This window comes from Zoogloea sp. LCSB751 (assembly GCF_002028455.1).
Classification (GTDB): Bacteria; Pseudomonadota; Gammaproteobacteria; order Burkholderiales; family Rhodocyclaceae; genus Zoogloea.
In genome coordinates this window covers 58,650-84,873 of record NZ_MWUM01000011.1, presented here as the reverse complement: position 1 = coordinate 84,873, position 26,224 = coordinate 58,650, and the positions used below count along the sequence as shown (strand labels likewise).

Genomic DNA, 26,224 nt, shown 5'->3' with positions numbered 1-26,224 from the left:
GGAGCCCGCGATGAGCGACACGCCCTCCTTCCTCGGCCGCGGCTGGTCCTTCCCGCCGAGCTTCGCCAACGGCAGCGTGCGCATGACCGAGGACGAAGCCGACATCCAGGCCAGCCTGCACATCCTGTTCGGCACCGCACCGGGCGAGCGCTTCCTGCAGCCCAAGTACGGGCTGGACATGCACGAGCTGATGTTCGAGCCCGTCAGCACCACCCTCACCAGCGTCCTCAAGGACCGCATCCTCACCACCGTGCTGGTCTATGAGCCGCGCATCCGCGTCGAGGCGCTGGACATCGACGACAGCCGGCTGATGGAGGGGGTCCTGACGATCCGCCTCGACTACCTGGTGCGCAGCACCAACTCGCGCTTCAACCTGGTCTTCCCGTTCTACCAGGGCGAAGGCAGCGAAGCGGCCCGCGCCGCCCGCCGGGGATAGGCGACCATGGCCCGGCACGAGATCCTCGCCGCCCTCATCGCCGCCGCCGGCACCCGCCAGGCGGACCGCCTAGACCCGCATCTCGATCCGGCCTCGGCGCCGCTGGACGACCGCAAGGTGGGCGGCCTGCTGCGCGCCGCCGCCGCGCTGGCCGGCCATCTCAACTACTACGGCGCCGACCCGCGCCTGCCGTCCGACGACTGGCGCGACTTCCTGCCGCAACAGGCCAGCGGCGAAAGCGATGCAGACTACCAGGCCCGCCTCGCCGCGCTGGCCGATGACGACAGCGGCGCGCTGCCGCCACACCTGGCCCTGCTGGTCGCCGCCTTCCAAGTCGCCGCCCGCCCGCGCGCGCTGCTCAACGACTTCACCCGCAAGCACCTGGATTTCCAGATGCAGACGGTGCTCGGTTTCGCGCCGCGCCCACCGGTCGCCGACCACGTACATGTGCTGGTCGAGCTGAAGAAAGGCGCCACGCCGCTGGAGATCGGCACCGACGCGCTGCTGGCCGCCGGCAAGGACGCCCGCCAGCAGCCGCTGTTCTACCGGCCGGTCCGCCCGATGGTCGCCACCCAGGCGCGCATCGCCAGCCTGCGCAGCATCGCCCTCGGCAGCGACGGCCGGCTGCGCTTCGCGCCGGTGGCCGATTCCGCCAACGGCCTCGGCGCGAAGCTGGCCACCGATCCACCCAGCTGGCACCCCTTCGGCGTGCGCCGGAGCGATGAAGTCGCGCTGCCCGACGCGCCGGTCGGCTTCGCCCTCGCGTCGGCGGTGCTGCGCCTCGCCGAAGGCAGCCGCCAGATCGACGTCGGCCTGGAGCTGGACGGCATCGACCCGGCAACACATAGCGGCGAGCAGCTCGCCGACGCCTTCGAGGCGCGCCTGTCCGGCCCCAAGGGCTGGCTCGGCCCCTTCCCCATCGCCCGCGCCGACTCCACGCTGGCCGCTGGCAGCTGGGCCTTCAGCCTGCGCATCGACACGACACAACCGGCCATCGTCGACGCCAGCCCGGCGCTCCATCAGCAGGCCTTCCCGGCCGGGCTGCCGGTACTCCAGCTGATGCTCAAGGAAGGCTCCTCCGCCTTCGGCCGCCTCGCCGGCCTCAAGCTGCGCCGGGCGCGCATCGGCGTGAAGGCGGACGGCCTGCGCACGCTGGCCCTCGAAAGCGATTTCGGCCAGCTCGATCCGAAGAAGGCCTTCCTCCCCTTCGGCCCGCAGCCCGGCATCGGCACGCGCTTCTACGTGGGCTGCCCGGAAGCCCTCGGCAAGCGCCTGTCGGCCCTCAGCCTGCAAGTCGGCTGGCAGGGCGCGCCGACCACCCAGGAGGCCCTCAGCGCGCTGTATGCCCACTACTCCGGCCAGGGCAGCCTCTCCAGCGGCGTGTGGGCCCAGGCGGAATGGGCCGATGCCGGCGGCGCCCATCCGGCCGGGCCGGTCTGCCTGGCACCGGCCGCCGGCGGCCGCAGCCTTCTCGACCTGAGCGCCGCCAGCCGCGCCGGCCAGCGTCGCCCCTACCGCTGGACCACGGTCTACGAAGCCTTCGCCCGCGCCGGCAGCGCCTATGCCCGCCGGGAGGCCGGCTTCCTGCGCCTGCGCCGCGGCGTGGCCTCCGACACACCGATCGCCAGCACCCCGCGGGCCGGCTTCATCACCCTGGCGCTGAACACCGATCTACTCCACGCCGCCTGGCGCAGCGAGGCCGTCGCCGGCCTGCTCGCCACGCCGAAGGTGATCCTCGGCGAACCATGGACGCCGAAGGCCCAGGAGATCAGCCTGTCCTACCAGGCCGACGCCGGGCCGAGCCGGGTGGACGACGACAGCGACGCCAGCTTCGCCAACGCCGAAGTGGAGTTCTTCCACGTGGACGCCTTCGGCGTGTCGCGGGAGCACGCCTGGCTCAGCGGCCGCCACCCATGGCTGCAGGCCGGCCCCATCCCGCTGCTGCCGCCGCACCGGGACGCCGGCGAGCTGCTCATCGGCCTGTCCGGCCTCGCCCCGGGCGACCCGCTGAGCCTGCTGTTCCAGGTCGCCGAGGGCAGCGCCGATCCCCTCGCCAATGCCCAGCGCCTGAGCTGGGCAGTGCTCGCCGACAACGCCTGGCGGCCCCTCGCCAGCGGCGCCGAGCTGACCCTCGACAGCAGCCGCGAGCTGCGCGCCAGCGGCCTCGTCAGCGTGGTGCTGCCCACCGACGCCACCACCGACAACACCCGCCTGCCGGCCGGCCTGATCTGGCTGCGGGCCGCCATCGCGACGCAACCGGAAGCCGCCTGCCGCCTGGTCGGCGTGCATGCCAACGCCTTCGAGGCGGTCTTCGAGGACCACGCCAACGCTGCCGGTCACCTGGCCAGCGCGCTGCCGGCTGGCAGCATCGCGCGCTTCGTGGCACCGGCACCAACCTTGAAGACGGTCAGCCAGCCTTACGCGTCCTTCGGCGGCGCGCTGCAGGAAGACGCCGCCGCACTGGCCCGCCGCGCCGCCGAACGCCTGCGCCACCGCAACCGGGCCATCGCCCGCTGGGACTACGAGCGCCTGGTGCTGCAGGCCTTCCCGGCGGTGGACCGCATCAAGTGCATCCCCCACGCCAGCGACACGTCGTGGCTGGCCCCCGGCCACGTGCGCGTGGTGGTGGTGCCGGACCTGCGCAACCGCAACGCGGTGGACCCGCTGCAGCCGCGGGTGGACCTGGACACCCTGGAGCGGATCAAGGCCTTCCTGCTGGCCCGCGCACCGATGGGGCTGGACGCTACCACACTGGCCGTGCGCAACCCGGCCTACCGGGCCGTGCAGGTGGATTTCAAGGTCGCCATGCGGCCCGGCTACGCCTTCAGCTACTACCGCGCGCAGATCAACCAGGCCCTGCTGCGTGCCCTGTCGCCGTGGGCCTTCGACGCCGGCGGCGCCCTCGAATTCGGCGGCCGCGTGCTGCGCTCGGCACTGGTGGATTTCGTCGAAGGCCTGCCGTGGGTGGATTACGTCACCGACTTCCGCCTGTGCTTCGCCGACCGCCCGGCCGAAGACCGGCCCGAGCTGGCCCCCGACGCGCCGGACGTGATCCTCGTCTCCGCGCCCGACCACCTGATCGCCGAGGTGAGCTGATGGCCACCCCTCTGTCCATACCGCCCACGCTGCCACGCGCCCCCGAGCCCGCTGGCCGCGACGCCCAGGCCCTCTACGACGAGGGGCTGGCCCTGCTGCGCCGCCTCGCCGGCGCCACCTGGACCGACCACAACCTGCACGACCCGGGCATCACGATCCTCGAACTGGTCACCTGGGCCCAGTCCGAGCTGGGCTACCGGGCCGAGCTGCCGCTGGAAGACCTGCTGACCCCACCGCCCGGCGCATCCCTGGCCCTCGCCGACCGCTTCCACCGGGCCCGGCGGGTGTTGCCGACGCGCCCGCTGACCGTCCTCGACTGGCGCAAGCAGCTGATCGACCTGCCCGGCGTGAAGAACGCCTGGATCATGCCCGCCGACGCGCCGCCCCTGTACGCCGACCTGCTGCAGCGCCAGCTCGCCCGCACCCCACCGGCCCACAGCCACTACCGGGAAGTGCGCATCCGCGGCCTGTACCGGGTCGCCATCGACTTCATGGACGCGGTGAACACCCAGGCCGAGCGCGAGCCGGTGCTGCGCACGGTGCGCGCCACGCTGGAGGCCCAGCGCAACCTGTGCGAGGACTTCGTCGCCATCGAGCCGGTGCCGACGGAGAGATTCGCCCTGTGCGCCGAACTGGATCTGGAGGCCACCGCCGACGTCACCGAGGTCGCCGCCCGCCTGCTGTTCGCCGCCGCCCAGGCCATCGCCCCGCCAGTGCCCAGCTACAGCCTGGCCCAGATGCGTGCCCGCCCGCTGGCCGACGGCCGCCGGCGCGGCGTGGACGACATCTTCGACGGCCCGGCACTGCAGGACGGCTTCATCGACGAAGCCGACCTGGCGGCCTCCGAACTGCCCGCCGAGCTGCGCCTGTCCGACCTGATCGGCGTGCTGATGGATGTGCCCGGCGTCCATGCAATCACCGACATCGTCCTCAATCCCCTCGACGGCAGCGGCAACCCGCAGCCGGTGCCCAACCGCTGGCGGGTGCCGGTCAGCGCCGGCCACCTGCCGCGCCTGGCCATCGATACCGACGGCGAGACGCCGGCCGGCCGGCTGGTGTTCCGCAAGCGCGGCCTGCCGGTGGCCGGCTGGAACCTCGCGCAGATGCCCACCGCCGTGCGCAGCCGCCTTGATGCGCTGCTCGAAGCCGCCCGCCAAGCTGTCGAAACGCCCCGCGCCGAAGACCTGCCGGTGCCCGACGGGCGCTGGCGCGACCTCGCCGCCTACCGCTCGGTGCAGCTCGACTTCCCGCCCCTCTACGGCCTCGGCCCGGCCGGCCTGGCCGGCAACCCGGACGCGCAGCGCCAGGCCCAGGTGTTGCAGCTGAAGGCCTACCTCACCTTCTTCGACCAGCAGATCGCCAACGACCTGGCCCAGCTCGCCCAAGCCGCCAGCCTGCTGTCGGTGGCGCCGGCCGAGCTCACCGCCGCAGCCGACCGCTTCGATGGCCTGCCCGACGACGCCCACGTGCTGGCCGCACAGACCGTGGACAGCATCGTCGGCCACGACCGGGTGTATGCCGCCGACGTCACCCCGACCCTGCTCGCCAACCTGCAGGAGACGCCGGCCGAAGCGGCGACCCGCCAGCACCGCCTGCTCGACCACCTGCTGGCCCGCCTCGGCGAGGACTTCTCCGAGTACGCTGCGGCGATGGCCTCCGCCTTCGCCCACACCGAAGATGACGTGATCGCCGACAAGTGCGCCTTCCTGGCCGACGCCGCCGAACTGTCCGCCAACCGCGCCGGCGCCTACGACCAGAGCCTCGACAGCCCCACCAACCTGTGGAACAGCCCCAACGTCAGCGGCCTAGAAAAGCGCCTGGCGCGCCTGCTCGGTATCGCCGACTTCAGCCGCCGCAACCTCGGCGCGGTGTCCTACGAGACCTACGCCGAGATCGACACCACCCCCGGCGACGAATTCCGCTTCCGCATCTACCGCGCCAGCGACAACAAGATCCTGCTGTCGTCCACCGCCAACTTCGCCAGCCGCGAGGACGCCCGCGCCCGCATGATCGCCGCGATCACCCGCGGCCAGCAGGCCGACGACCAGCACTACCGCATCGTCCAGGGCAACGACCAGCGCTTCTACTTCAGCGTCGTCGATGCCGACGGCCAGCGGCTGGCGCGGCGTGTCGAGGGCTTCCCCAGCGAAGCGGCGGCGCGCAACGTGATCGCCGACCTGGCCGACTACCTGCGCGACCACTACAGCGGCGAAGGCTTGTACGTCATCGAGAACCTGCTGCTGCGCCCCGGCCAGGACGACGACCCGCTGCTGCCGATCTGCGTGGACAGCGATTGCAGCGACTGCGCCGATGCCGATCCTTATTCCTGGCGCCTGCAGATCGTGCTGCCGGCCTACGCCGGGCGCTTCCAGCAGATGGATTTCCGCAACTTCGCCGAGCACGTGATCCGCAGCGAGGTGCCGGCCCACCTGCTACCCAAGATCTGCTGGGTGAACGCCGACGACATGGCCCGCTTCGAGCTCGCCTACCGGGACTGGCTGTCGCTGCACGCCGGCGTCACCAGTGCCGACCGGCAAGCCAAGCTGCTGGCGCTGATCGACGCCCTCACGACGATGAAGAACATCTACCCGCAGCGCACCCTGTTCGACTGCTTCGCCGAATCGCCCAAGCCGCCCTTCGTCCTCGGCAGCACGGCCCTCGGCAGCGCCCCCGACCACGTCATCAACCAGGAGACGGACCATGGCTGATCCGATCAAGGTCCTGCAAAGTCTCACCGCGCCCCTCGCCAGCCAGTACGCGGTCTTCGAGCGCGACCAGGTCCTCACCCACACCCAGCTCAACGAAGTCACCAGCTGGCTCGACCAGCAGGACCGCCTATCCCGCGTCACGCTGGTCGGCGCTGGCATCGTCGCCGGCTTCGCGGTGGGCAGCGACGGCGCCAGCGTGACCGTCGGCGCCGGCCTCGGCCTCACCTGCGACGGTGACCTGGTGCGCATCGACGCCGCCACCACCTATCCGCGCCTGCGCCCTTACGACGCCACCGCGCCGCGCTACGAACCTTTCTTCGATACCGCCAGCGGCGTGCTGCTGATCAGCGGCGAGCTGACCTCCGGCGACGATCCCCTCGGCGTGCCGCTCACGGCCGGTGCACTGGAAGGGCAGGCGGTGATCCTGCTGGCGGAGACCACCGTCAGCGACCCCGACCTGTGCACCGGCGCCGACTGCGACAACCTCGGCCGCGAGCGCCAGCAGCGCCTGCGCGTGCTGCTGACCAGCCGCAGCACCGCCGCCAACCTGGCCGCCGGCCCGCTGACGCTGGCCGAGCAGGCCCGCGAACTGCCCGAGCTGATCGCCTGGCGGCCGCAGCTGGGCAGCGACCTGGCCACCGCCGAAGTACTGATCGCCCGCTACCGGGACGCCGCCGGCAAGACCCTAGCCGGCCTGGTGGACACCCTGAAGAATTTTGCCGAAGGCTTCCCCGGTGTGCTCGCCGCGGCCTTCTGGCGCAACCCCGTCGCCGACTGGATCGCCACACTGCAACGCCTGCAGGACGCGACGGCCGGCGCGGTGCTGCCCTTCCACGATTTTCTGAAGGATCTCTGCGAAGCCTGGAACGCCATCCGCGACGCGCTGCTGGACGCCGACGCGCTGCCCGCCGGCCCGCTGCCGCTGGCCTTTCCCAAGCACCTGGCGGCCGGCGCGCTGGATGCCCCGGACGACGCACGCACCGCCTTCTACCCGGCCGCCGCCGATGGCCATAGCCGCGCCACCGCCTCCGAACTCGGCCTGCTGCTGACCCGCTTCGACCAGCTGATCGCCAACTACGCACCACCCGCCGACACCGTGCTGCGCGTAACCCCCAGCCACGGCGAGGACCGGCCCCTCGGCGAACGGGCGATCCCCTGGTATTACACCGCCGCGATGAACGCCGCGTGGAACCCGCGCCTCGCCGCCCGCCGCCTCGGCAATCACAACCTGGGCTACCGAGCCGCCGAGTATCAGGGCAGCCCGCGCGCCCTCGACCCGCTGGCCGGCAGCATCGCCGCCCACGACTTCTTCCGCGTCGAAGGCCACCTCGGCCGGCCGGTGGACACCGTGCGCAGCGAGTTGAAGAAGCTCATCGCCGACCGCAACCTGCCCTTCGAGGTCCACGCGGTGCTGGTGCATAACCGCAAGGAGCTGATCAAGATCCGCCCCGGCATCCGCTACACCGACCTGCACCGCATCCACTATCTGCTGCGCCAGGACGTGTCCCTGCGCCTCGACGAGAGCGACACCTTCTCCGGCCAGTACCTGGACAACCTAAAAGCCGCCATCGACAGCAAAGACATCCCGGACCAGACCGACACCGGCGTATCGGTGATCGCCGCCGCGACCCAGGCCCGCAGCGCCGTCAGCAGCCTGGCTGGCAGCGCCAAGCCGGCCCTCGACCAGCCCACCTACAGCGCCTACCTGACCACGACCGAAAGCAGCCGCTGGAACAACGGCATCGCCGAGACCCTGCGCACCGTCGGCACCGCGCGCGTCAACCTGGGCAAGCTGTCGCGCAGCGATTTTGTATCGCCGGTGGACGCCCTGATCCAGACCACCCACCCGATCTGGCTGGACTGGCTCGACAACCTCATCAAGGCCAAGGACGACAAGGCCGACGACAAGCTGCTGCTGGCCCGCTTCGCCACCGACAACCCGGGCCTCGACCACCTGGGCGGCGTGTGGCGCGGCGGCTGCTTCGTACTGGCCTACGACGACAGCGGCAAGGTCGTCGCCGACTTCACCCTGGCCTATCCCTGCGCCGAGGTGGACGAGACCGAACCCGTCGAGCCGCCGCTGCCGCGCCCGCCGCTGCGCCGGCCACCCATCGACGTCATCCCGATCAAGGTCGTCCGGCCGGTGGACCTGGTCGTCAGCACGCTGGTTGGCAGCGTCGTCGGCAGCAAGTTCGACGCCGCCCGGGAAGCCCTCGCCGCCGACCTGAAGGCCGTGCAAACCGACATTCGGGCAAAGCTCGAAACCCAGACCGCCAACGTGGAAGGCCTCGTCAAGGGCGCCTTCAGCACCAAGGACGCCACCGCCGCCGGCACCATCGGCCTGAAGGGCGTCGCCACCGGCGACGTGGTGCTCGACCAGATGGTCAAGGACGTGGAGAACAAGCGCCAGCAGGTGCAGAGCCTGGTGGACCTGGTCAGCCAGGGCAACCTGCCGGAAGACAGCCGCGCGCAGGCCCAGGCCATGCTGACCAAGGCCCAGACGGAACTGGGCGAAGCGGTCGCCGACACCACCACCCGGGTCGTCACCCAGAAGGTGGACACCTCCAGCGGAGCCGCCGCCGGCGTGGCCTCGGTACTGGCCAACAGCACGGTGTACGTCACCGACGCGGCCGTCGCCGCCAATCTGGGCAACAAGCTGGAAGCCCTCAAGGGCAGCACCGCGGTGCCGGCCCAGGCAGTGCTGATCAGCAACCTGCAGAACCTCAACCGCCTGAAGCGCTGATGCCCGGGAGCCGCCATGAGCACACCCTTCCCGCACCGCATCCGCCGCCTGCAGTGGCAGGCGCGGGCTCCCACGCCGGCAGCGGCCTTCGCGCTGCGCGGCGTGCTGCGGGACGCCGCCGAGCCGGTGCTGGCGGCCCTCGCCAACAGCCTGTCGGCCCACGCCCCCGACGATCGGGTGGTGCATCTGCCGCGCCTGGAACTGAGCTTGCGGCTGAGCCCGGCGCTGTGTGCCGACGAACTGCCGGCCCAGGTCGCCGCCGCCGCCGACGAAGCCCTGGCCGGACTGACGGTGCTCCAGGCCACCATCCCGCCCGAACGGACGCCCGCGCCCGCGCCCGCGCCCGCAGCGAACAGCCTGGCCAGCGCGCCCCGGGCCGCCAGTGGGCCCGGCGTCGCCGAATCCTGCCCCGCCGACACCGCGCCACTGCTGCTGACCTGGCTGCACAACGCGCCGGCCGACCTTCACGACGCCGTCCGCAGCGCCCTGGAAGGAGCCGACGAGGCACACCGCCACGGCCAACAGTTGCCCGGCGCGACCCTGAACCTCGGCGGCGAACCCCTGCCCCTGCCGATCCCGACCCTGCGCGAACTGGCCCGCCGTCTCGACGCCACCACCACCGGCAGCCCCCCGGCTTCCCCGGCGGCCGATGCGCCGATCCCGCCGCCGGCCCAGCCGGGCACCGCCGCGATCCAGGCCCAGGCCGGCCTGGCCGCCTACCTGCGCGACGGCTGCGCCGACTGGACCCTCGCCGGGCTGGCGGACGACAGCCTGCGCGCATTGCTGGGCGAGGCGGCACTGGCCTGGGCCAGCCTCGGCTGCGTGCCGCCGGACATCCATGCCCAAGCCCGCGCCGCACGGCTCGGCGGCCTGAGCCGCTGGCTGACCCTGCTACCGGCGGCGTGGCGCCGGCACGTGGTGGGCATCCACGCACCGGCAGCGCCGGAACATCCCCTGAGCCGCGCGCTGCTGGCCCTGCTCGCCGCCACCGCCCACCTGGACGACGGCGACAGCCTGCATGCCCAGGCCCTGTGGCTGGCATGGACGCTGGAAAGCGACAGCCCTGCCGCCAATGGCCGCCACCCCTGGCAAGCCGTCGCCCGTGCATGGCTCGCCGCCCTGTTCGCGACGCGCCCGCCCGAACCCCACTGGCAGGCCGTGCTCGACCTGCTGGCCGACACGCCCCCGCCGGTCGCAGCGGCAGCGCAGCCGGCGCAGTCCGGCGGCGGATCGCCAGGCCCCACCTTGCGAGAGCCAGCCGCATCACGCGAGGCATTCGCGCCTCCCGCTCTGACAGCGCCGACCGACACGCCCCTCAATTTCGACCAGCGCCCGGCCGCGCGCGCCGCCGCCGGCCTGCTCGTACCCGAGGCCGGACTGGTGCTGCTGCACCCCTACCTGCCGCGCCTGTTCGAGGCGGTCGGATTGATCGCCGCCGGACACCGCGGACCGCTGCCCGACGCCGCGCTGCCGCGTGCCGCGGCGCTGCTGCACTGGCTGGCCACCGGCAGCAGCGGGCTCGAACTCGAGCTGCCCTTCGTCAAGCTGCTGCTCGGCCGCGCCCCGGACTCACCGCTCACCCACGCGCTACCCGACCTGGACGACGCCGATCACGCCGAGGCCGAGGCCCTGCTGGCCGCCGTGCTGGCCCACTGGCAAGCCCTGCGCGGCACCACCACCGACGGCCTGCGCACCGCCTTCCTGCGCCGCCGCGGCCACCTGCGCCACGAGGACGAAGCCTGGCAGCTACGCGTCGAGCCGGAATCCTTCGACATGCTGCTGGGCCTGCTACCGTGGAGCATCGGCCTGGTCCGCCTGCCGTGGATGCCATGGCCGCTGCTGACCGAATGGGGCACGCCATGAGGGACGGGCGATGAACAGCCACGACCTGCCCTGGCGCCCCGCCGATGGCGGAGAGCCGGCGGACAGCCTGCTGCAGGCCGCCGCCGCCACGCTGGAGGCCGAGCTGGAATGGCTGGCCGACAGCCTGCGCATCCGCCTGCAGCGCTACTTCGGCCAGCCGCCCGCCTCGCCGCCGCTGCCCGCCGACGCCCCGCCCCTGGCCCGCGCAGACTGCCCCTACGCCGCCGCCGTGCATCGCCGCGGCCTCGACCCGGCCGACCGGCTACTCGTCGCGCTGGCCCTCGCGCCGCTGCTACGCCCGCAACTGCTCGACGTGCTGTGGTCGCGCAACGAAACGACCCAGCGCCCGTTCACCGAGTTCGGTGGCCGCAGCGACGGCGCCTGCTTCCAGCCCAGCGGCGAGACGGCCTGCTTCCTGCTGGCCGGCGACGCCCTCGACTTGCGCCTGGCCGCCATCCGCCGCCTCGCCCCGGAAGGCCGGCTGGCGCGGGAGGACGTGCTGCGCGTGGGCCCGGCAACACCCGGCGACGGGCCGGCCAGCCCCTTCGGCGGCCCGCTGCAGCTGTCGCCGCGCTTCCTCGCCGAAGCCCTGCCCGGCCTGCCGCTACCCGGCGGCGGCGAAGCCGGCATCCCGGCGCGGCGGGTGTTCACCGGGCTGGACTGGAGCGACCTGGTACTGCCCGCCCAAACCCTTGCCCAACTCGAGGACATCGGCCTGTGGCTGGTCCACGGCCGCACGCTGATGGACGACTGGGGCCTCGGGCGGCGCATCGCGCCGGGCTATGTGAGCCTCTTCCACGGCCCGTCCGGCACCGGCAAGACCCTGTCCGCCTGCCTGCTCGGCCAGCGCTGCGGGCGCGAGGTGTATCGGGTGGACCTGTCCCAGGTCAGCTCCAAGTACATCGGCGAGACCGAGAAGAACCTCGCCCGCCTCTTCGAGGCCGCCGAGCAGGCCGGCTGGATCCTCTTCTTCGATGAAGCCGACGCCCTGTTCGGCAAGCGTAGCAGCGTCTCCGACGCCCACGACCGCTACGCCAACCAGGAGGTGAGCTACCTGCTGCAGCGCATCGAGGCCTTCAGCGGCGTGGTGATCCTCGCCTCCAACCTGCGCCACAACATCGACGACGCCTTCCTGCGCCGCTTCCAGTCGGTAGTGGCCTTTCCGCTGCCGCGCCCGGCCGAGCGCCTGCGCCTGTGGCGCGAGGCCTTCCCGGCCCCGGTGCACCTCGACCCGGCCCTCGACCTCGCCCAACTGGCCCGCCAGCACGAGATCTCCGGCGGCACCATCATGAACGTGGTGCGCTACGCCTGCCTGCAGGCCTTGGGGCGCGGCGACGGCTCGGTAAGCGCAGCGGCGGTGGACGAAGGCCTGCGCCGCGAACTGCTGAAGGAGGGCCGGGCCAGCTAGGCCGGCGCCCGATGCCCAGCCGAGCAGCCGCCCCAGCCCTGGCCTCCTCCCTTGTGGGGGCGAGTTCATTCGCCCGCGGAGGTCGATCAACGCACAGTGGGCGAATGAATTCGCCCCTACAGGGATGGACACCGGACCGGGCTCGCGCTCGTGGGGACGCCGCTGTCCGCGGGCGAATGAATTCGCCCCAACGGGGTGAAATGCCGGCTCCGGCACGGACCGCGGTCCCCTCCTGTGGGGGCGAATTCATTCGCCCTCTGCGGGTTCAGCGGCCACGGGGGGCGAAGGTACCGAGGGCAAGTGAATCCGCCCCCGCTGGCGTCGGTGGAGCCCGGCCATGAACGCGCCGCTGTCCCGCCACATCCTGCGCCCACCCGAGCACCGGGCCGTGGCGGCGCCAGTCCGGACGCCGGCGCCGGTCATGCCGCAGCGCGCCTCGGCCGGCGGGCTGACGGTGTCCAGCCCCCACGACGCGGCCGAGCGGGAGGCGGTGCAGGTCGCCCGCCGGGTCGTCAGCCTGCCGGCGGCGCCGGTGTCGGCCAGCACCACCCGTTTTACCGGCCTCGTGCCGGCGGCGGCCCAGCGCGCACCGGCGACAGCGACAGCGGCAGCCGCTGCGCCACGGCCGGCCCCCGCCGCGGCGGCCGCGCTGCCCACTGGCGGCCAGCCGCTGCCGCGCAGCCTGCGGGACTTCATGGAGCCCCGCTTCGGTGCCGACTTCTCGGCAGTGCGCATTCACACCGGACCGCAGGCGGCCCAGGCCAGCCGCCGCCTCAACGCCGCCGCCTTCACGGTCGGCCGCGAGATCTTCTTCGGGCGCGACGCCTACCAGCCCGACAACAGCGCCGGCCGCGAGCTGATCGCCCACGAGCTGACCCACACCATCCAGCAGGGCGCCGCCGCGCAGGCGCCCGCCCAGGTCCGGCGCAGCCTGCTGCCCGGCGTCGTCGAGCACAGCGCCCCGGCGGTGCAGCGCCTCGGCATCGGCGACGCGCTGGACTACTTCGCCGACCACGCCAACAACCTGCCCGGCTTCCGCATGTTCACGCTGGTGCTGGGGGTGAACCCGATCAACATGCGGGCCGTCGAGCGCAGCCCGGCCAACCTGCTGCGGGCGGTGGTCGAGCTGATGCCCGGCGGCGCGCTGATCACCCAGGCCCTCGACAACCACGGCATCATCGACCGGGTGGCCGTGTGGGTACAGCAGCAGATCGCCACCCTCGGGCTGATCGGCAGCAGCATCCGCCAGGCGGTGGACCGCTTCCTCGACAGCCTGGGCTGGCGCGACATCTTCGACCTGGGCGGGGTGTGGGAGCGGGCCAAGCGCATCGTCACCGATCCCATCTCGCGCATCACGAGCTTCGTCGGCAACCTGGTGTCCGGCGTGCTGCAGTTCATCCGCGACGCGATCCTGCGCCCGCTGGCCGGGCTGGCCGCCGGCACCCGCGGCTGGGACCTGCTGTGCGCGGTGCTCGGCCGCAATCCGATCACCGGCGACCCGGTGCCACGCAGCGCCGAAAACCTGATCGGCGGCTTCATGAAGCTGATCGGCCAGGACGAGGTGTGGGAAAACATCCAGAAGGGCAACGCCATCGCCCGCGCCTGGGCCTGGTTCCAGGGCGCACTGGCCGGGCTGATGGGCTTCGTCACGGCGCTGCCGGGGATGTTCATGGATACCCTGCGCAGCCTCGGCGTATCCGACCTGCTGACCCTGCCGCAGACCTTCGTGCGCATCGCGCGGGTCTTCGGCGATTTCGCCGGGCGCTTCTTCAGCTGGGCCGGCCAACAGGTGATCAGCCTGCTGGAAATCATTTTCGAGGTGGTCGCCCCCAGCGTGATGCCCTACCTGCGCCGCACCGCCGGTGCGCTGCAGAGCATCTTCCGCAATCCGATCGGCTTCGTGCGCAACCTGGTGCGGGCCGCCAAGGCCGGCTTCGAGGGCTTCGTGGACCGCATCGGCACGCACCTCAAGACCGGCCTCATCGAATGGCTCACCGGCGCGCTGCCGGGCATCTACATCCCGCAGAAGCTGGAGCTGCAGGAAATCCTCAAGTTCGTGCTGTCGGTGCTCGGCCTGACCTGGCAGAACATCCGCCAGAAGCTCGTCACCGCGGTCGGCGAGCCGGTGGTGAAGGCCATGGAGACCGGCTTCGACGTGGTCGTCGCGCTGGTCACCGGCGGGCCGGCGGCGGCGTGGGACAAGATCAAGGAGATGCTCGGCAACCTGAAGGACATGGTGATCGGCGGCATCAGCGACTTCGTCATCGACATGGTGGTGAAGAAGGCGGTGCCCAAACTGGTGGCGATGTTCATCCCCGGTGCCGGCTTCATCTCGGCGATCCTGTCGATCTACGACACGGTGATGGTCTTCGTCAGCAAGCTGGCGCAGATCGCCCAGACCGTGAAGGCCTTCGTGGATTCCATCGTGGCGATTGCCGGCGGCGCCATAGACGCGGCGGCCAAGCGCGTGGAGAGCACGCTGGCCAACCTGCTGTCCCTGGCGATCAGCTTCCTGGCCGGCTTCATCGGCCTCGGCAAGGTGGCCGACAAGGTGATGGCGGTGATCCAGAAGATCCGCGCGCCGATCGACAAGGCCCTCGACTGGCTGGTCGGCTGGATCGTCAAGATCGGCAAGGCGCTGTATGGCAAGGCCAAGGCGGCCGTCGGCAAGGTCGTCGAATGGTGGAAGGAGAAGAAGCCCTTCCGCACCGCTGGCGGCGAATCCCACGAGGTGTATTTCACCGGCGACGAGAAGAAGCCGGTACCGATGGTGGCCAGCAAGGATCCCAAGCCCATCCTCACCAAGCTCGACCAGTACGCCGCGATGGCCAGGGAGGCGGACGCCAGCAAGGCCCGCAAGAACGCCGTGGCGGTGATCGGGCGAGTGCGCCAGACCCTCGCCACGACGCCCGAGGCACCGACGGTGGTGGCCGACATGAAAACCCTCTTCGAGGCCTTCGAGGAAACCGGCGCGCCGAAGAAAACCCGCTTCCTGAGCCAGGTTCAGACCGGCCTCGGCGGCAGCCAGGTGGCGGTGCACATGAGCATCGACTGGCTCGACGCCAAATATGCCGGTGCCCACGGCAGCGGGCCATCCTCGTCGGCGCTGTCAGCGGTGATGAACCAGCTGGTCACCGATCCGGGCGAGAGCGCCGAACGCAAGTACATCAAGGGCCACCTGCTCAACGACAAGCTGGGCGGCGAGGGCGACGACAAGAACCTGTTCCCGATCACCGCCATCGCCAACAGCCGCCACCGCTATTCCACCGAATCGACGGTGCTCGGCTGGCTGAAAAAGAAGAACAGCTGGGTGTGGTACGAGGTGAAGGTGGGCATCGTCGCCTCCAGTTTCCCGGTGCCCGGCAAGAAGAGCCCGCGCAACTTCGTGAACGCCGACTTCAACTGCTACGCGATCCGCAAGAACGAGGACGGCGAGCAGCAGGAGGCCTTCACCAGCACCATCGCATCGCGCCAGGGCGCGCGGCCGGACGCGGAGGTCTTCGATCTCGGCAAGTAGCGCTCAGCCGGCGACGGCGTCCCACAGCAGCTTCACGCCCGACAGGCCCAGCGCCGCCGTGGCGAACAGGTAGAAGCCGCGCTCCGGCAGCCTGGCCAGCACGCGCATGCCGGTCCACACGCCGATCGGCACCAGCGGCAGCAGCATCGCCGACATCAGCAGGGTATCGCGGTTGAACAGGCCGAGACCCAGGTAGAAGGGCAGCTTGGCCAGGTTGATGAAGGCGAAGAAGAACACCGAAGTCGCCACGAAGACTTGGCGCGGCTGGCCGCGGCTGAGCAGGTAGACCATCACCGGCGGCCCGCCGGCGTGGGCCAGGGTGCTGGTGAAGCCGGCCCCGGCGCCGCACAGCCAGGCGAAGCCGCGGCGTGGCGGCTGGCCGTCCGCCCCGGCAGCCGGGCGGCTGCGGCGCAGCAGGCGATCCGCCGCGAAAGCCACCGAGATCAGGCCCAGCGCGCCTTTCACCATCGTTTCCGACATCACCCCGAAGGCCAGCGTGCCGGCGGCAATGCCGAGCACCGCAGCCGGGATCAACAGGCGCAGGTCGGCCCAGTCGGCCTGGCCGCGCCAGGCGCGGATGCCGACCATGTCCATGCAGATCAGGATCGGCAGCATCACCGCCACCGCATCGCGCGGCGACAGCCACATGGACATGAAGGGCACGGCCAGCCCGCCGAGGGCGCCGCCGAGGCCGGACTTGGAGATACCGGTGAGCAGGACGGCGATCGCGGTGACGATCCAGCCGGCAGTGTTCATTTCCATCGGTACAGGTGCCAACAGGGTCCGGGAAGGAAGCGGCGCAGCATAACAGGCAATGTGAATCCATGTTGCAGGGCGGCACCGCGCGTACCCATGCCTATGCCTTAAGTAGTACATTTTCCACTTCCGGCCGGTCTGTCCCGGCCAACTGATCCGCCGCCTCCGTCGTGGCCCCCGTCTGAAGATGTTGAACGCCACGCCCAGCCGACTCCTGCTCGTTGCCGCCGGCTACCTGGCCCTCGGCGGGCTCGGCTTGCTGTTCGCGATCGCTCCGGGTTACGCCAGCCCGATCTTCCCAGCCTCCGGCCTGGCCCTGGCGGCCGCCCTGTGCTTCGGCCGCAGCGCGCTGCCGGGCATCTGGCTCGGCTCGGCCAGCCTCAACCTGGGCCTGGCCTTCCTCAGCCACACGCTCGATCCGCGGACTGCCGTGGCGGCGAGCCTGATCGCCAGCGGCGCGACCGCCCAGGCCTGGCTCGGCCAGGCCCTGGTGCGCCGCTGGGGCGGCAACGGCTGGCATGCGCTGGAACACGAGCGGACAGTGCTGCACTTCCTGCTGATCGGCGGCCCACTGGCCTGCCTGGTCTCGGCTTCGGTCGGCGTCGGCAGCCTGGCGCTGCTGCAGGTCATGGCCACGCCGCAGCTGGCCTTTGCGTGGTGGAACTGGTTCGTCGGCGACACCCTCGGCGTTCTGACCTTCGCGCCCCTGTGCCTGTGCTTCCTGATCCGCTCCAACCACCTGTGGCAGGCCCGCCGGCGCCAGATCACCGCGCCGATGCTGCTGACCCTGCTGTTCGTCGGCATCGCCATCTACGCCACTGCCCGCTGGGAGCAGAACGGCCAGCAACATCGCCTTGAGGCCGACGCCGAGCGGGTGCAGAAACGCATCGAGGATCGCCTGCAGATCCATCGGGAGGCCCTGCTGTCCCTGCGCCGCCTGCTCGAGGTGACGCCTGACATCGGCCCAGCCCAGTTCGAGGCCTTCACACTGTCCACGCTGCAGGACAACCCGGACCTGGCCGCCTTCAGCTTCAACGCCTATGTGCCAGTCGCCGAGCGGGCCACCTTCGAGCGCGACATGAGCCGGCGCCTGAACGAGCGCCAGTTCGCCATCAAGGAACGCAGCGAGGACGGCAGCCTCGTGCCGGCGGCCGCGCGGGATGCCTACGTGCCGGTGACCTATATCTCCCCGGCGCTCCCGAACCGGCTCGCCCTGGGCTTCGATCTTGCCTCCGAGAAGGTGCGCCGCGAGGCGCTGGACCGCGGCCAGAGGGCGTATTCGGGCATCGCCGTCAGCGCGCCGCTGCGGCTGGTCCAGGAGCAAACCGGCAAGGTGACGGTGCTGGCCCTCGCGCCGGTGCATTGGCATGGGGAAAGGCCGGTCAGGAGCGACCCGCTGCGGGGCTTTGCCATCGCCATCATCAACATGGACCAGCTGGTGGCGGTGGCCACCGGTGACGGACTGCCGCCGGGGCTGCACCTGGAACTGACCGACCCGGCCGCCGGCCCGGGACCGCAGCGCCTCGACCGTGCCACGGAGCCGATGGACGCACGTACCACCCGTGCCATGTGGTCCGGCCAGATCCGCGCCGGCGACCGGACATGGACCCTGCAGGTGTTTGCCGACGACCGCTACCTGGCCCTCAACCGGCCGTGGATCGCCTGGGGCGTCGGCGTCGTCGGCCTGCTCTTCGCCACCCTCCTGCAGACCCTGATGCTCGGCATGACCGGCCGCACCGCCATCATCGAGCGCCGCGTCGAGCGCCAGACCCACGACATCGCGGCGGCCAACCGGGAACTGGCAAGCCATCGGGATCACCTGGAGGAACTGGTCGCCGCCCGCACCGCCGACCTGTCCATCGCCAAGGAAGCCGCCGAGGCCGCCAACCGAGCGAAAAGCAGCTTCCTGGCCAACATGAGCCACGAGCTGCGCCCCCCCATGAATGCCATCATCGGCCTCACCCACATCCTCAGCCGCAAGAATGCCGACCCCGATCAGCGCGAGCGCCTCGGCCGCATCTCCCGCGCCGCCGGCCACCTGCTGCAACTGCTCAACGACGTGCTGGAGCTGTCGCGCATCGACGCCGAACGCCTGCCGATCGAAGAAGTGCCTTTCCAGCTCAAGGCAGTGATCGCCAACGTGGACAGTCTTGTCGGTACCGATGTGGCCGCCCGCGGCCTGCAGTTGCGCCTGGAACTGGCGCCCGAACTGGCCGACCTGCCGCTGCTCGGCGACCCCCTGCGCCTGCAGCAGGTACTGCTCAACATCATCGGCAACGCCATCAAGTTCACCCACCAGGGCAGCGTCACGCTGGCCGTCAGCGGCGCCAGCGAGGGTAGCGACGGCCTGCTGCTGCGCTTTGAAGTCCGCGACACCGGCATCGGCATTCCTGCCGACGCACTGCACCGGATCTTCCAGCCCTTCGAGCAGGCCGACAGCTCCACCACCCGCCGCTTCGGCGGCACCGGCCTGGGATTGACGATCTGCCAGCGCCTGGTGCGCCTGATGGGCGGTGAGATCGGTGTGGACAGCATCCCTGGCGAAGGCAGCGTCTTCTGGTTCACGTGCCGGGTGGCCCGCAGCGCCCGCCCCCTGCCCAACCCGGAGCACCCACTGCCGAGCAGCACCGACGCCGAGCAGAAACTGCGCGCCGAGCACCGCCACCGACGCATCCTGCTGGCCGAGGACGACTGGGTGAACCAGGAAGTGAGCCTGGAGCTGCTGCGCGAGATCCTCGGCCTGCCCACCGACCTTGCCGAGAACGGCGCGGAAGCACTGCGCCTGGCCGAGCAGACGCCCTATGACCTGATCCTGATGGACATCCAGATGCCGGTGATGGACGGCCTCGCCGCCACCCGCGCCATCCGCGCCCTGCCCGCCCACGGTCGCACACCGATCCTGGCGATGACCGCCAACGCCTTCGAGGAAGACCGGCTGGCCTGCCGCGCTGCCGGCATGGACGACTTCATCCCCAAGCCCGCCGACCCGGATCTGCTGTTCCGCACCCTGCTGCACTGGCTCGAAAAGCGGGCCAAGACGCCCGCAGCCATCACCAGCCATACCCTGGGCGGTTAAACTTCGGCTTTTGCCGGCCGAAATAGCAGGAATCGTCCGCCGCTTGCCCACCGATGCCAGACACTCCGTCCCAGGATTTCGTCGTGACCCCTGACCAGCTCTGCATAGGGCTGTTCATTCATATCGACCTGCCCTGGTTCAGCCACCCGTTCAGCTTCAACAGCTTCAAGATCCGCACCGCCGAGCAGCTGCAGATCCTGCGCAGCCTGGGCCTGAAGCACTTCCGCTACGACCCGGACCGCTCCGACGTGCTGCCGCGGGGCATGGTGACGACGCTGCCGGTGGAGATTCCGCCCCCCGCGCCAGCGGTCGAGGACGAAGCCACCAACGCCGCCCTGGCCAGCAAGCACGAGCGCATCGCCCGCCTGGCCCAGCGCAAGCGCCAGGTGATCGAGGTGGAAAAGGCACTGGTCAAGGCCGCCGGCGTGATGCGCAACATCAACAAGAACCTGTTCGCACGCCCCAAGGAATGCCTGGAGGAAGTGGACGAACTGGTCAATCAGATGGTCAGCGCCTTCCTCGATCAGCCCGACGTGGCGCTGCACGTGATCGGCGAACACGCCGGTGGCGAGGAAACCTACTTCCACGGCCTCAACACCTCCATCCTGTCGATGATGCTGGCCAAGGACCTGGGCTTCAACCGGCCCACCTGCCAGCTGCTGGGGGTCGGCGCACTGCTCCATGACATCGGCCTCAGCGACGTGCCCGACCGCATCGCGCGGCCCCGCCAGGAGCTCACCACGCCGGAACGCAACCTGCGCCAGCTGCACTGCGAGTACGGCGTGCGCATGGGCAAGCAGCTCGGCCTGCCCGAGCCGGTGCTGCGCATCATCGCCCAGCACCACGAACTGTCCGATGGCAGCGGCTACCCCAACAAGCTCAAGGGCGACCAGATCGATCCGCTGGCGCGCATCGTGTCGCTGGTCAATTACTACGACAACCTGTGCAACCCGCCCGACCTGGCCAAGGCGATGACGCCCCACGAGACGCTGTCGCTGATGTTCGCCCAGCGCCGCGCCAAGTTCGACGGCAAGGTGCTGCAGGTGATGATCCGCTGCCTGGGCGTTTATCCGCCGGGCACGGTCGTCAAGCTCTCCAACGATGCGCTGGCCCTGGTGTCCTCGGTCAATCCGGCCAAGCCGCTGCGGCCGTGGGTCACCGTCTACGATCCCGGCGTTCCGAAGGACGAGGCGATCCTGCTCGACCTGGAGGAAGAACCGGACATCAACATCGCCAAGGCCCTGCGCCCGATCCAGCTGCCGCCCGAGGTGTATGAATACCTCAGCCCGCGCAAACGCGTGACCTACTACTTCGACTCCGACTCACGCAAGGGGCCCCGGCAATGAGCGAACACTACCAGGACCTGCTGTTCGCCGCGGCCGAGGAGATCCTGCTCCTCGTCGATCCCGAGTCCCTGGTCATCCTCGCCGCCAACCCGGCCGCCTCGCGCCTGCTCGGCTACCCGGCCGGCAGCCTGCCCGGCCAGTCGGTCACCGAAATCGAATGCGCGCTCACCGACCTGTTCTTCTGGGAAGAAGTGCGGGCCGGCGGCAGTACCGAGGAACAGGTCATGGAGGGGCTCTACCGGCGTGCCGACGACAGCCTGCTGTCGGCCCGCAAGACGGTACGGCGGATTCCCGAAGGCATCCTGGTGCGGGCCACCGACATCGGCGCGCAGAAACGCGCCGAGGACGAGCTGGCGCTGATGGCCTCGCGCTTGCGCGCCACCCTCGAAGCCACCGCCGACGGCATCCTGGTTCTCGACCGCCACGGCAGCATCACCAACATGAACCGCCGCCTGGCACGCCTGTGGAAGCTGCCCGAGGAGCTCCTGGCCCGCCACGACGACGGCGCGATCCTCCAGTACATGGCCGACGCGGTGGACGACGGCACCGACCTGAACACCCTGCTGACCCGCCACAGCCAGGACGTGAAGGAGACCTTCGACATCCTGCCGCTGCGGGATGGGCGCATTTTCGAGGCCAGCTCGCGGCCGGCGCGCCACGACGAAGAAGTCATCGGCCGGGTGTTCTGCATCACCGACGTCACCGAGCGCCACAAGGCCGAGCAGGCCCTGATCGCCGCCCGCGACGCGGCCAATGCCGCCAACCGGGCCAAGAGCGACTTCCTGGCGATGATGTCCCACGAGATCCGCACGCCGATGAACGGCATCATCGGCATGGCGCAGTTGCTGGAAATGTCGCCGCACACGCCGGAACAACAGGAATACATCGCCACCATCCAGAGCAGCGGCGACGCACTGCTGGGCATCATCAACGACATCCTCGACTACTCGAAGATCGAAGCCCGCAAGCTGAGCCTCGAGAGAATCGGCTTCGACCTGCGTCCGCTGGTCGCCGACGTGGAAAAACTGTTCCGCGCCCGGGCCGTGGAAAAATCCATCGTGTTCACCGCGATGGTGGCCGACAGCGTACCGCGGGTGGTCGTCGGCGACCCGACCCGTCTGCGCCAGATCCTGATGAACCTGGTCGGCAACGCCTTCAAGTTCACCGCCCGCGGCCAGATCGGCGTGCATGTCACCTCGACGCCGACCGGCCCCGGCCGGATCAGCCTGCGGGTCACGGTCAGCGACACCGGCATCGGCATCGCCACCGATAAGTGCGCGCACATCTTCACCCCCTTCGAGCAGGCCGACATGTCCACCACCCGCCGCTACGGCGGCACCGGCCTCGGCCTGGCGATCTGCCGCATGCTGTGCGAGCTGATGGGCGGCCAGATCGGCGTGGACAGCGAGGAAGGCGTGGGCTCGCGCTTCTGGTTCACCGCCGAACTGGAAACCGGCATCGGCGAGGAAAGCCATGCGCCCGAGGCCCCCCGCCCGATCCTGCGCCAGAGCACACGCATCCTGGTGGTGGAGGACAACCCGATCAACCGGACCGTACTGACCCGCATGCTCGAACGCTTCGGCGCCCAGGACGTGGCCTTTGCCGAAGACGGCGCAGATGCGCTGCAGCGCTGTGCCGAAGCCAACTACGAACTGATCTTCATGGACGCCCGCATGCCGCGCCTGGACGGCCTGGCCGCCACGCGCCAGCTACGCGAGCAGGGCTACAAGGCCTACATCATCGGCGTCAGCGCCGATGCGATGCCGGAAGAGCGCCGCGACGCACTGGCCGCAGGCATGGACGACTACGTGATCAAACCGGTCGCCCGCGACGCGCTGTCGGCAGCCATCGAACGCTGGCGACAGACCCTGATCGCCGCCTACCGGGCCGGCCTGGCCATCAAACCGCCGGACGAAATGTAAGCAGGCATCCATGCGGCACCGGCCACCCCCCCGGAAGAGCCCCGCCAAACCGGGGTTTTCCTGCGCAAAACCCCGGCCATTCGCATAAACTTTCTTACAAAACCATGCAAGGGCGGCGCAAGGCCAGCGGCTATCCTTGAGACGTACCGCGCTCCCGCGGGCGCGCCAAGGAGAACACCATGCTGAATACCCGCCAATGGATCGCCGCCGGCCTGATCGGCATTGCCGGCCTGGGCCTGTCCGCCACCGCCAGTGCCGACCGCGGCGAAGGTCACGGTTGGGGTGGCCGCGGAGAAGGGCACCACAAACACCACCACCATCACGGTGGCCGCGGCTACGGCCCGGTTTATTACGCCCCCCAGCCGGTTTATGTCGCACCGCCGCCGGTCGTGTATGAACGCCCGATCATCTACGCGCCGCAGCCGGTATATGCCTACCCCAGCCGGCCGTCAGTGGTGGTCAGCGTCCCGCCGCTGGTCTTCCCGCTGCGCTGACACGCATCAGGACTCGATCCGGGGCGCCGTATAGCCCTGCAGGCAACACAGGTAGGCGGCCGTCATTTCATCCAGATAGCTCCGGTAGATGGTCGCCCAGCCTTCCGCACCGGCCTCCAGCAGCAGGTCGAGACGGGCCTGATGGCTGACCCTGTCGCGCTCGTCGAGCACGTCATCCGTGTTCAAGGCATGAACGCGCAGGCGGTTTTCCGCGGTTCCCACCGCGAGACGACTCCCCAGGAAGTGCATGCGCTGCACCACGTCGGCGTGGGCAAGCCACAGGCGCCCCAGCAAGGCTCCCTGGCAGAGGGTGACGCAGTTCAGCGCCGGCGGTAGGAATTCCATTTTGTTGTCGCTCTCTTATGCTCTCTGTTGGGGCTGGCGTCATCGCCGACCTGTCTATCGTTTTAGCCGAGCAGACAGCAGAAGCAAGCCCGCCCCTCCAACGGGACGGCTGCGGCTGTCACGCAAACTATCCCTCCCGGCTCCGTCCGGCAACCGGCCACAGCCAGGCGGCCCCGCGCACGCCCGACGAATCCCCGTGGGCGGCCGCTAGCAGGCGGGTCGCCACCGTGTCGGAGAACACCTGCGCCCCCCACCGCGCCGGCACCCGTTCGTACAACCGCGCCAGATTCGACAGGCCCCCGCCAAGCACGATCACATCCGGATCGAGGATGTTGATGACCCCGGCCAGGGCCCGCGCCAGGCGCGCCTCGTAGCGCTGCAGGCTGGCCTCTCCTGCGGCGTCGCCGGCCAGCGCGGCAGCGACGATGGCTTCCGGCGCCAGCGCCACGCCACTGCTGCGCAGGTGATCGGCCGCCAGCCCCGGCCCGGACAGATAGGTTTCGATGCAGCCGGCCCGCCCGCAATAACAGGCCGGCAGCGGCAGATCGGCGCCGGCCGGCAGGGGCAGTGGATTGTGCCCCCATTCGCCGGCAATCGAATTGATGCCCGACAGCAACTGCCCACGCACCACGATGCCGCCACCGACGCCGGTACCGAGGATCACCGCGAAGACCACCTCGGCCCCCGCCGCGGCGCCGTCCACCGCTTCGGACAGGGCCAGGCAGTTGGCATCGTTGGCGGTGCGCACCTCGCGGCCAAGCAACTGGCGCAGATCGTCCGGCAGCGGACGGCCGTTCAGGCAGGTGGAATTGGCGTTCTTCATCAGCCCGCTGGCCTTCGACACCGCGCCGGGCGTGCCGACGCCGACGGTGCCGCGCCGCCCGAGTTCAGTCTCGACCGCCTCGACCAGCCCGGCCACCGCCTGCAGCGTGGCGGGGTAGTCGCCCTGCGGCGTGGCCACGCGGCGCCGGGCCAGCGTGTGCCCCGCGTCGTCGAGGGCGATGATTTCGATCTTGGTGCCGCCGAGGTCGATGCCGATGCGCAAAGGGGAACTCCGCCGGAAGATGACAAACGATGGGGCGAATGATAGCCCGCGGCGCGCCCTCAGGCCGGCCGGGCCTGGCGGTATTTGGTCCACCCACTCCAGCTGTACAGCAGCAGCCCGGCCCAGATCAGCCCGAAGGTGCCGAGGCGGGCCGGCTGCAGCGGCTCATCGAAGATCAGCACCGCGGTAAGGAACTGCAGCGTCGGGTTGATGTACATCAGCATGCCCACGGTGGCCAGGTTGAGGCGCTGGGTGGCCGCGGCGAACAGCATCAGCGGCAGCGCAGTCAGCCCGCCGGCCGCCACCAGCAGCACCTGGGTAAGCCCGTCGAAGCCGGTCAGCACGCCATGGCCGTGGGCCGCCTGCCACAGGGTGTAGGCGCCGAGCAGCGGCATCAGGGACAGCGTCTCCAGCCACAGCCCGGAGATCGCATCCACCGCCACCTGCTTGCGCACCAGCCCGTACAGGCCGAAGCTGGCGCCGAGGAACAGGGAGATCCACGGCAGGCTGCCGAGGGCGAAGAACTCGTTGCCGACCGCCGCCACCGCCAGGCCCACCGAGGCCCATTCCTTGGCATTGAGGCGCTCCTTCAGCACCAGCATGCCGAGCAGCACATTGACCAGCGGCGTCAGGAAGTAGCCCAGGCTGGAGGCCACCACCTGGTGCTGGTCCACCGCCCACAGGAAGGCCAGCCAGTTGGCGCCGACCAGCAGCGCGGCCAGCGTCAGGCGCAACAACGTGCCGGGCCGCCGCGCCGCCGCCAGGGTGCTGGCCCAATGGCGACGGGCGGTAAGAACCAAACTGACGAACACGCAACCCCACACCGCCCGGTTGCACAGCAGGTCAAGGGGCGCCACATGGCCGAGCTGGCGGAAGAACAGGGGGAAGAAACCCCAGATGCCGTAGGCACCGAGGCCGAAGCCGATGCCGGCGAGGGTCTTGCCTTTATCCACGGAAGAAGTCGAGCACTGGTAAAACCCGCACGGTAGCACTGCCTGCTGCACCCCACCCTTGGGGTTTTCCGCCGCTACGCGTCGGCACGCCTACAATGGTCGCATTCCAACCAGAAGGATGCGCCACACCATGTTGATCATCTTCAAATCTGCCGCCAGCGGCGACGTGATCATGTTCGAGAAGAACGGCAAGGAAATGCTTGAAGTACTCGGCAAGGACAAGGACGACGCCAAGGGCATCTTCACCGTCGAGCAGCTGCCCGCCGCCATCGACACCCTCAAGGCCGCCATCGACGCCGACAAGGCCCGCCAGACCGAGCAACCCGAAGATGAAGACGAGCAGGACGTGAAGCCCGGCGGCGGCGGGGTGAGCTTCTTCCAGCGCGCCGTACCGCTGCTCGAATTGCTGGAACGCTCGCTGAAGGACAAGGTGCCGGTGACCTGGGGCGTCTGAGCGGGAAGCCAACGCACTATCGATTGGCCGGCAGGGTCCAGGATGGCTCCCGTTGGGGCGAA

At 70.3% G+C, this 26,224-nt stretch carries 16 protein-coding genes; 12 read left to right on the top strand and 4 right to left on the bottom strand.

The window, feature by feature from the left end:
• Positions 1-10 precede the first annotated feature (10 nt).
• From B4920_RS13945 to B4920_RS13915, 7 genes are all read left to right on the top strand, one after another.
• On the top strand, positions 11-436 hold the full coding sequence (locus B4920_RS13945) for a GPW/gp25 family protein (RefSeq protein ID WP_079435312.1): 426 nt from the start codon (positions 11-13) through the stop codon (positions 434-436).
• 6 nt (positions 437-442) lie between these two features.
• Positions 443-3,532, top strand: a complete 3,090-nt coding sequence (locus B4920_RS13940; protein ID WP_079435311.1) for a baseplate J/gp47 family protein — start codon at positions 443-445, stop codon at positions 3,530-3,532.
• Entirely contained in the window at positions 3,532-6,240 is a 2,709-nt protein-coding gene (locus tag B4920_RS13935; RefSeq protein WP_079435310.1) for a hypothetical protein, read from the top strand. The genes B4920_RS13940 and B4920_RS13935 overlap by 1 nt, the downstream gene beginning before the upstream one ends.
• On the top strand, positions 6,233-8,983 hold the full coding sequence (locus B4920_RS13930) for a hypothetical protein (protein ID WP_079435309.1): 2,751 nt from the start codon (positions 6,233-6,235) through the stop codon (positions 8,981-8,983). The genes B4920_RS13935 and B4920_RS13930 overlap by 8 nt, the downstream gene beginning before the upstream one ends.
• A 15-nt stretch (positions 8,984-8,998) precedes the next feature.
• Positions 8,999-10,846 (top strand): contractile injection system tape measure protein, encoded by a 1,848-nt coding sequence (locus B4920_RS13925; RefSeq protein ID WP_079435308.1) that lies wholly within the window; start codon positions 8,999-9,001, stop codon positions 10,844-10,846.
• 10 nt (positions 10,847-10,856) lie between these two features.
• Positions 10,857-12,254, top strand: a complete 1,398-nt coding sequence (locus B4920_RS13920; RefSeq protein WP_079435307.1) for an ATP-binding protein — start codon at positions 10,857-10,859, stop codon at positions 12,252-12,254.
• Between the two features lie 337 nt (positions 12,255-12,591).
• Complete coding sequence (locus B4920_RS13915) at positions 12,592-15,771, top strand: DUF4157 domain-containing protein (protein ID WP_079435306.1); 3,180 nt, start codon at positions 12,592-12,594, stop codon at positions 15,769-15,771.
• A 3-nt stretch (positions 15,772-15,774) separates the two neighbouring features.
• On the opposite strand, the gene B4920_RS13910 is transcribed toward B4920_RS13915, so the two are convergent.
• Complete coding sequence (locus B4920_RS13910) at positions 15,775-16,533, bottom strand: sulfite exporter TauE/SafE family protein (RefSeq protein WP_079435305.1); 759 nt, start codon at positions 16,531-16,533, stop codon at positions 15,775-15,777.
• A gap of 181 nt (positions 16,534-16,714) precedes the next feature.
• On the opposite strand from B4920_RS13910, the gene B4920_RS13905 reads away from it, so the two are divergent.
• The 4 genes from B4920_RS13905 (at position 16,715) to B4920_RS13890 (ending at position 23,365) form a co-directional block, all read left to right on the top strand.
• The gene (locus B4920_RS13905) at positions 16,715-19,603 is read left to right on the top strand and encodes a CHASE domain-containing protein (protein ID WP_079435304.1); all 2,889 of its coding nucleotides are present in this window, start codon (positions 16,715-16,717) and stop codon (positions 19,601-19,603) included.
• An 83-nt stretch (positions 19,604-19,686) separates the two neighbouring features.
• Positions 19,687-20,949: an HD-GYP domain-containing protein gene (locus B4920_RS13900; RefSeq protein ID WP_254050939.1), complete on the top strand. Its 1,263-nt coding sequence runs from the start codon at positions 19,687-19,689 to the stop codon at positions 20,947-20,949.
• The gene (locus B4920_RS13895; RefSeq protein ID WP_079435302.1) at positions 20,946-22,871 is read left to right on the top strand and encodes a PAS domain-containing hybrid sensor histidine kinase/response regulator; all 1,926 of its coding nucleotides are present in this window, start codon (positions 20,946-20,948) and stop codon (positions 22,869-22,871) included. The genes B4920_RS13900 and B4920_RS13895 overlap by 4 nt, the downstream gene beginning before the upstream one ends.
• Before the next feature lie 179 nt (positions 22,872-23,050).
• Positions 23,051-23,365, top strand: a complete 315-nt coding sequence (locus B4920_RS13890; RefSeq protein ID WP_079435301.1) for a hypothetical protein — start codon at positions 23,051-23,053, stop codon at positions 23,363-23,365.
• A gap of 6 nt (positions 23,366-23,371) precedes the next feature.
• Here the strand turns inward: B4920_RS13890 and B4920_RS13885 are convergent, their stop codons facing one another.
• The 3 genes from B4920_RS13885 to rarD all read right to left on the bottom strand — a co-directional run bounded on the left by B4920_RS13885 (position 23,372) and on the right by rarD (position 25,708).
• A complete protein-coding gene (locus tag B4920_RS13885; RefSeq protein ID WP_079435300.1) occupies positions 23,372-23,710 on the bottom strand; it encodes a hypothetical protein in 339 nt (112 codons plus the stop codon).
• Positions 23,711-23,837: 127 nt separating this feature from the next.
• Positions 23,838-24,755, bottom strand: coding sequence for an ROK family protein (locus tag B4920_RS13880; RefSeq protein ID WP_079435299.1), 918 nt, complete (start codon positions 24,753-24,755; stop codon positions 23,838-23,840).
• Between the two features lie 59 nt (positions 24,756-24,814).
• The gene (rarD, locus tag B4920_RS13875) at positions 24,815-25,708 is read right to left on the bottom strand and encodes an EamA family transporter RarD (RefSeq protein WP_079435298.1); all 894 of its coding nucleotides are present in this window, start codon (positions 25,706-25,708) and stop codon (positions 24,815-24,817) included.
• A gap of 130 nt (positions 25,709-25,838) precedes the next feature.
• On the opposite strand from rarD, the gene B4920_RS13870 reads away from it, so the two are divergent.
• On the top strand, positions 25,839-26,162 hold the full coding sequence (locus B4920_RS13870; RefSeq protein ID WP_079435297.1) for a DUF1840 domain-containing protein: 324 nt from the start codon (positions 25,839-25,841) through the stop codon (positions 26,160-26,162).
• The last annotated feature ends 62 nt before the right edge of the window (positions 26,163-26,224 follow it).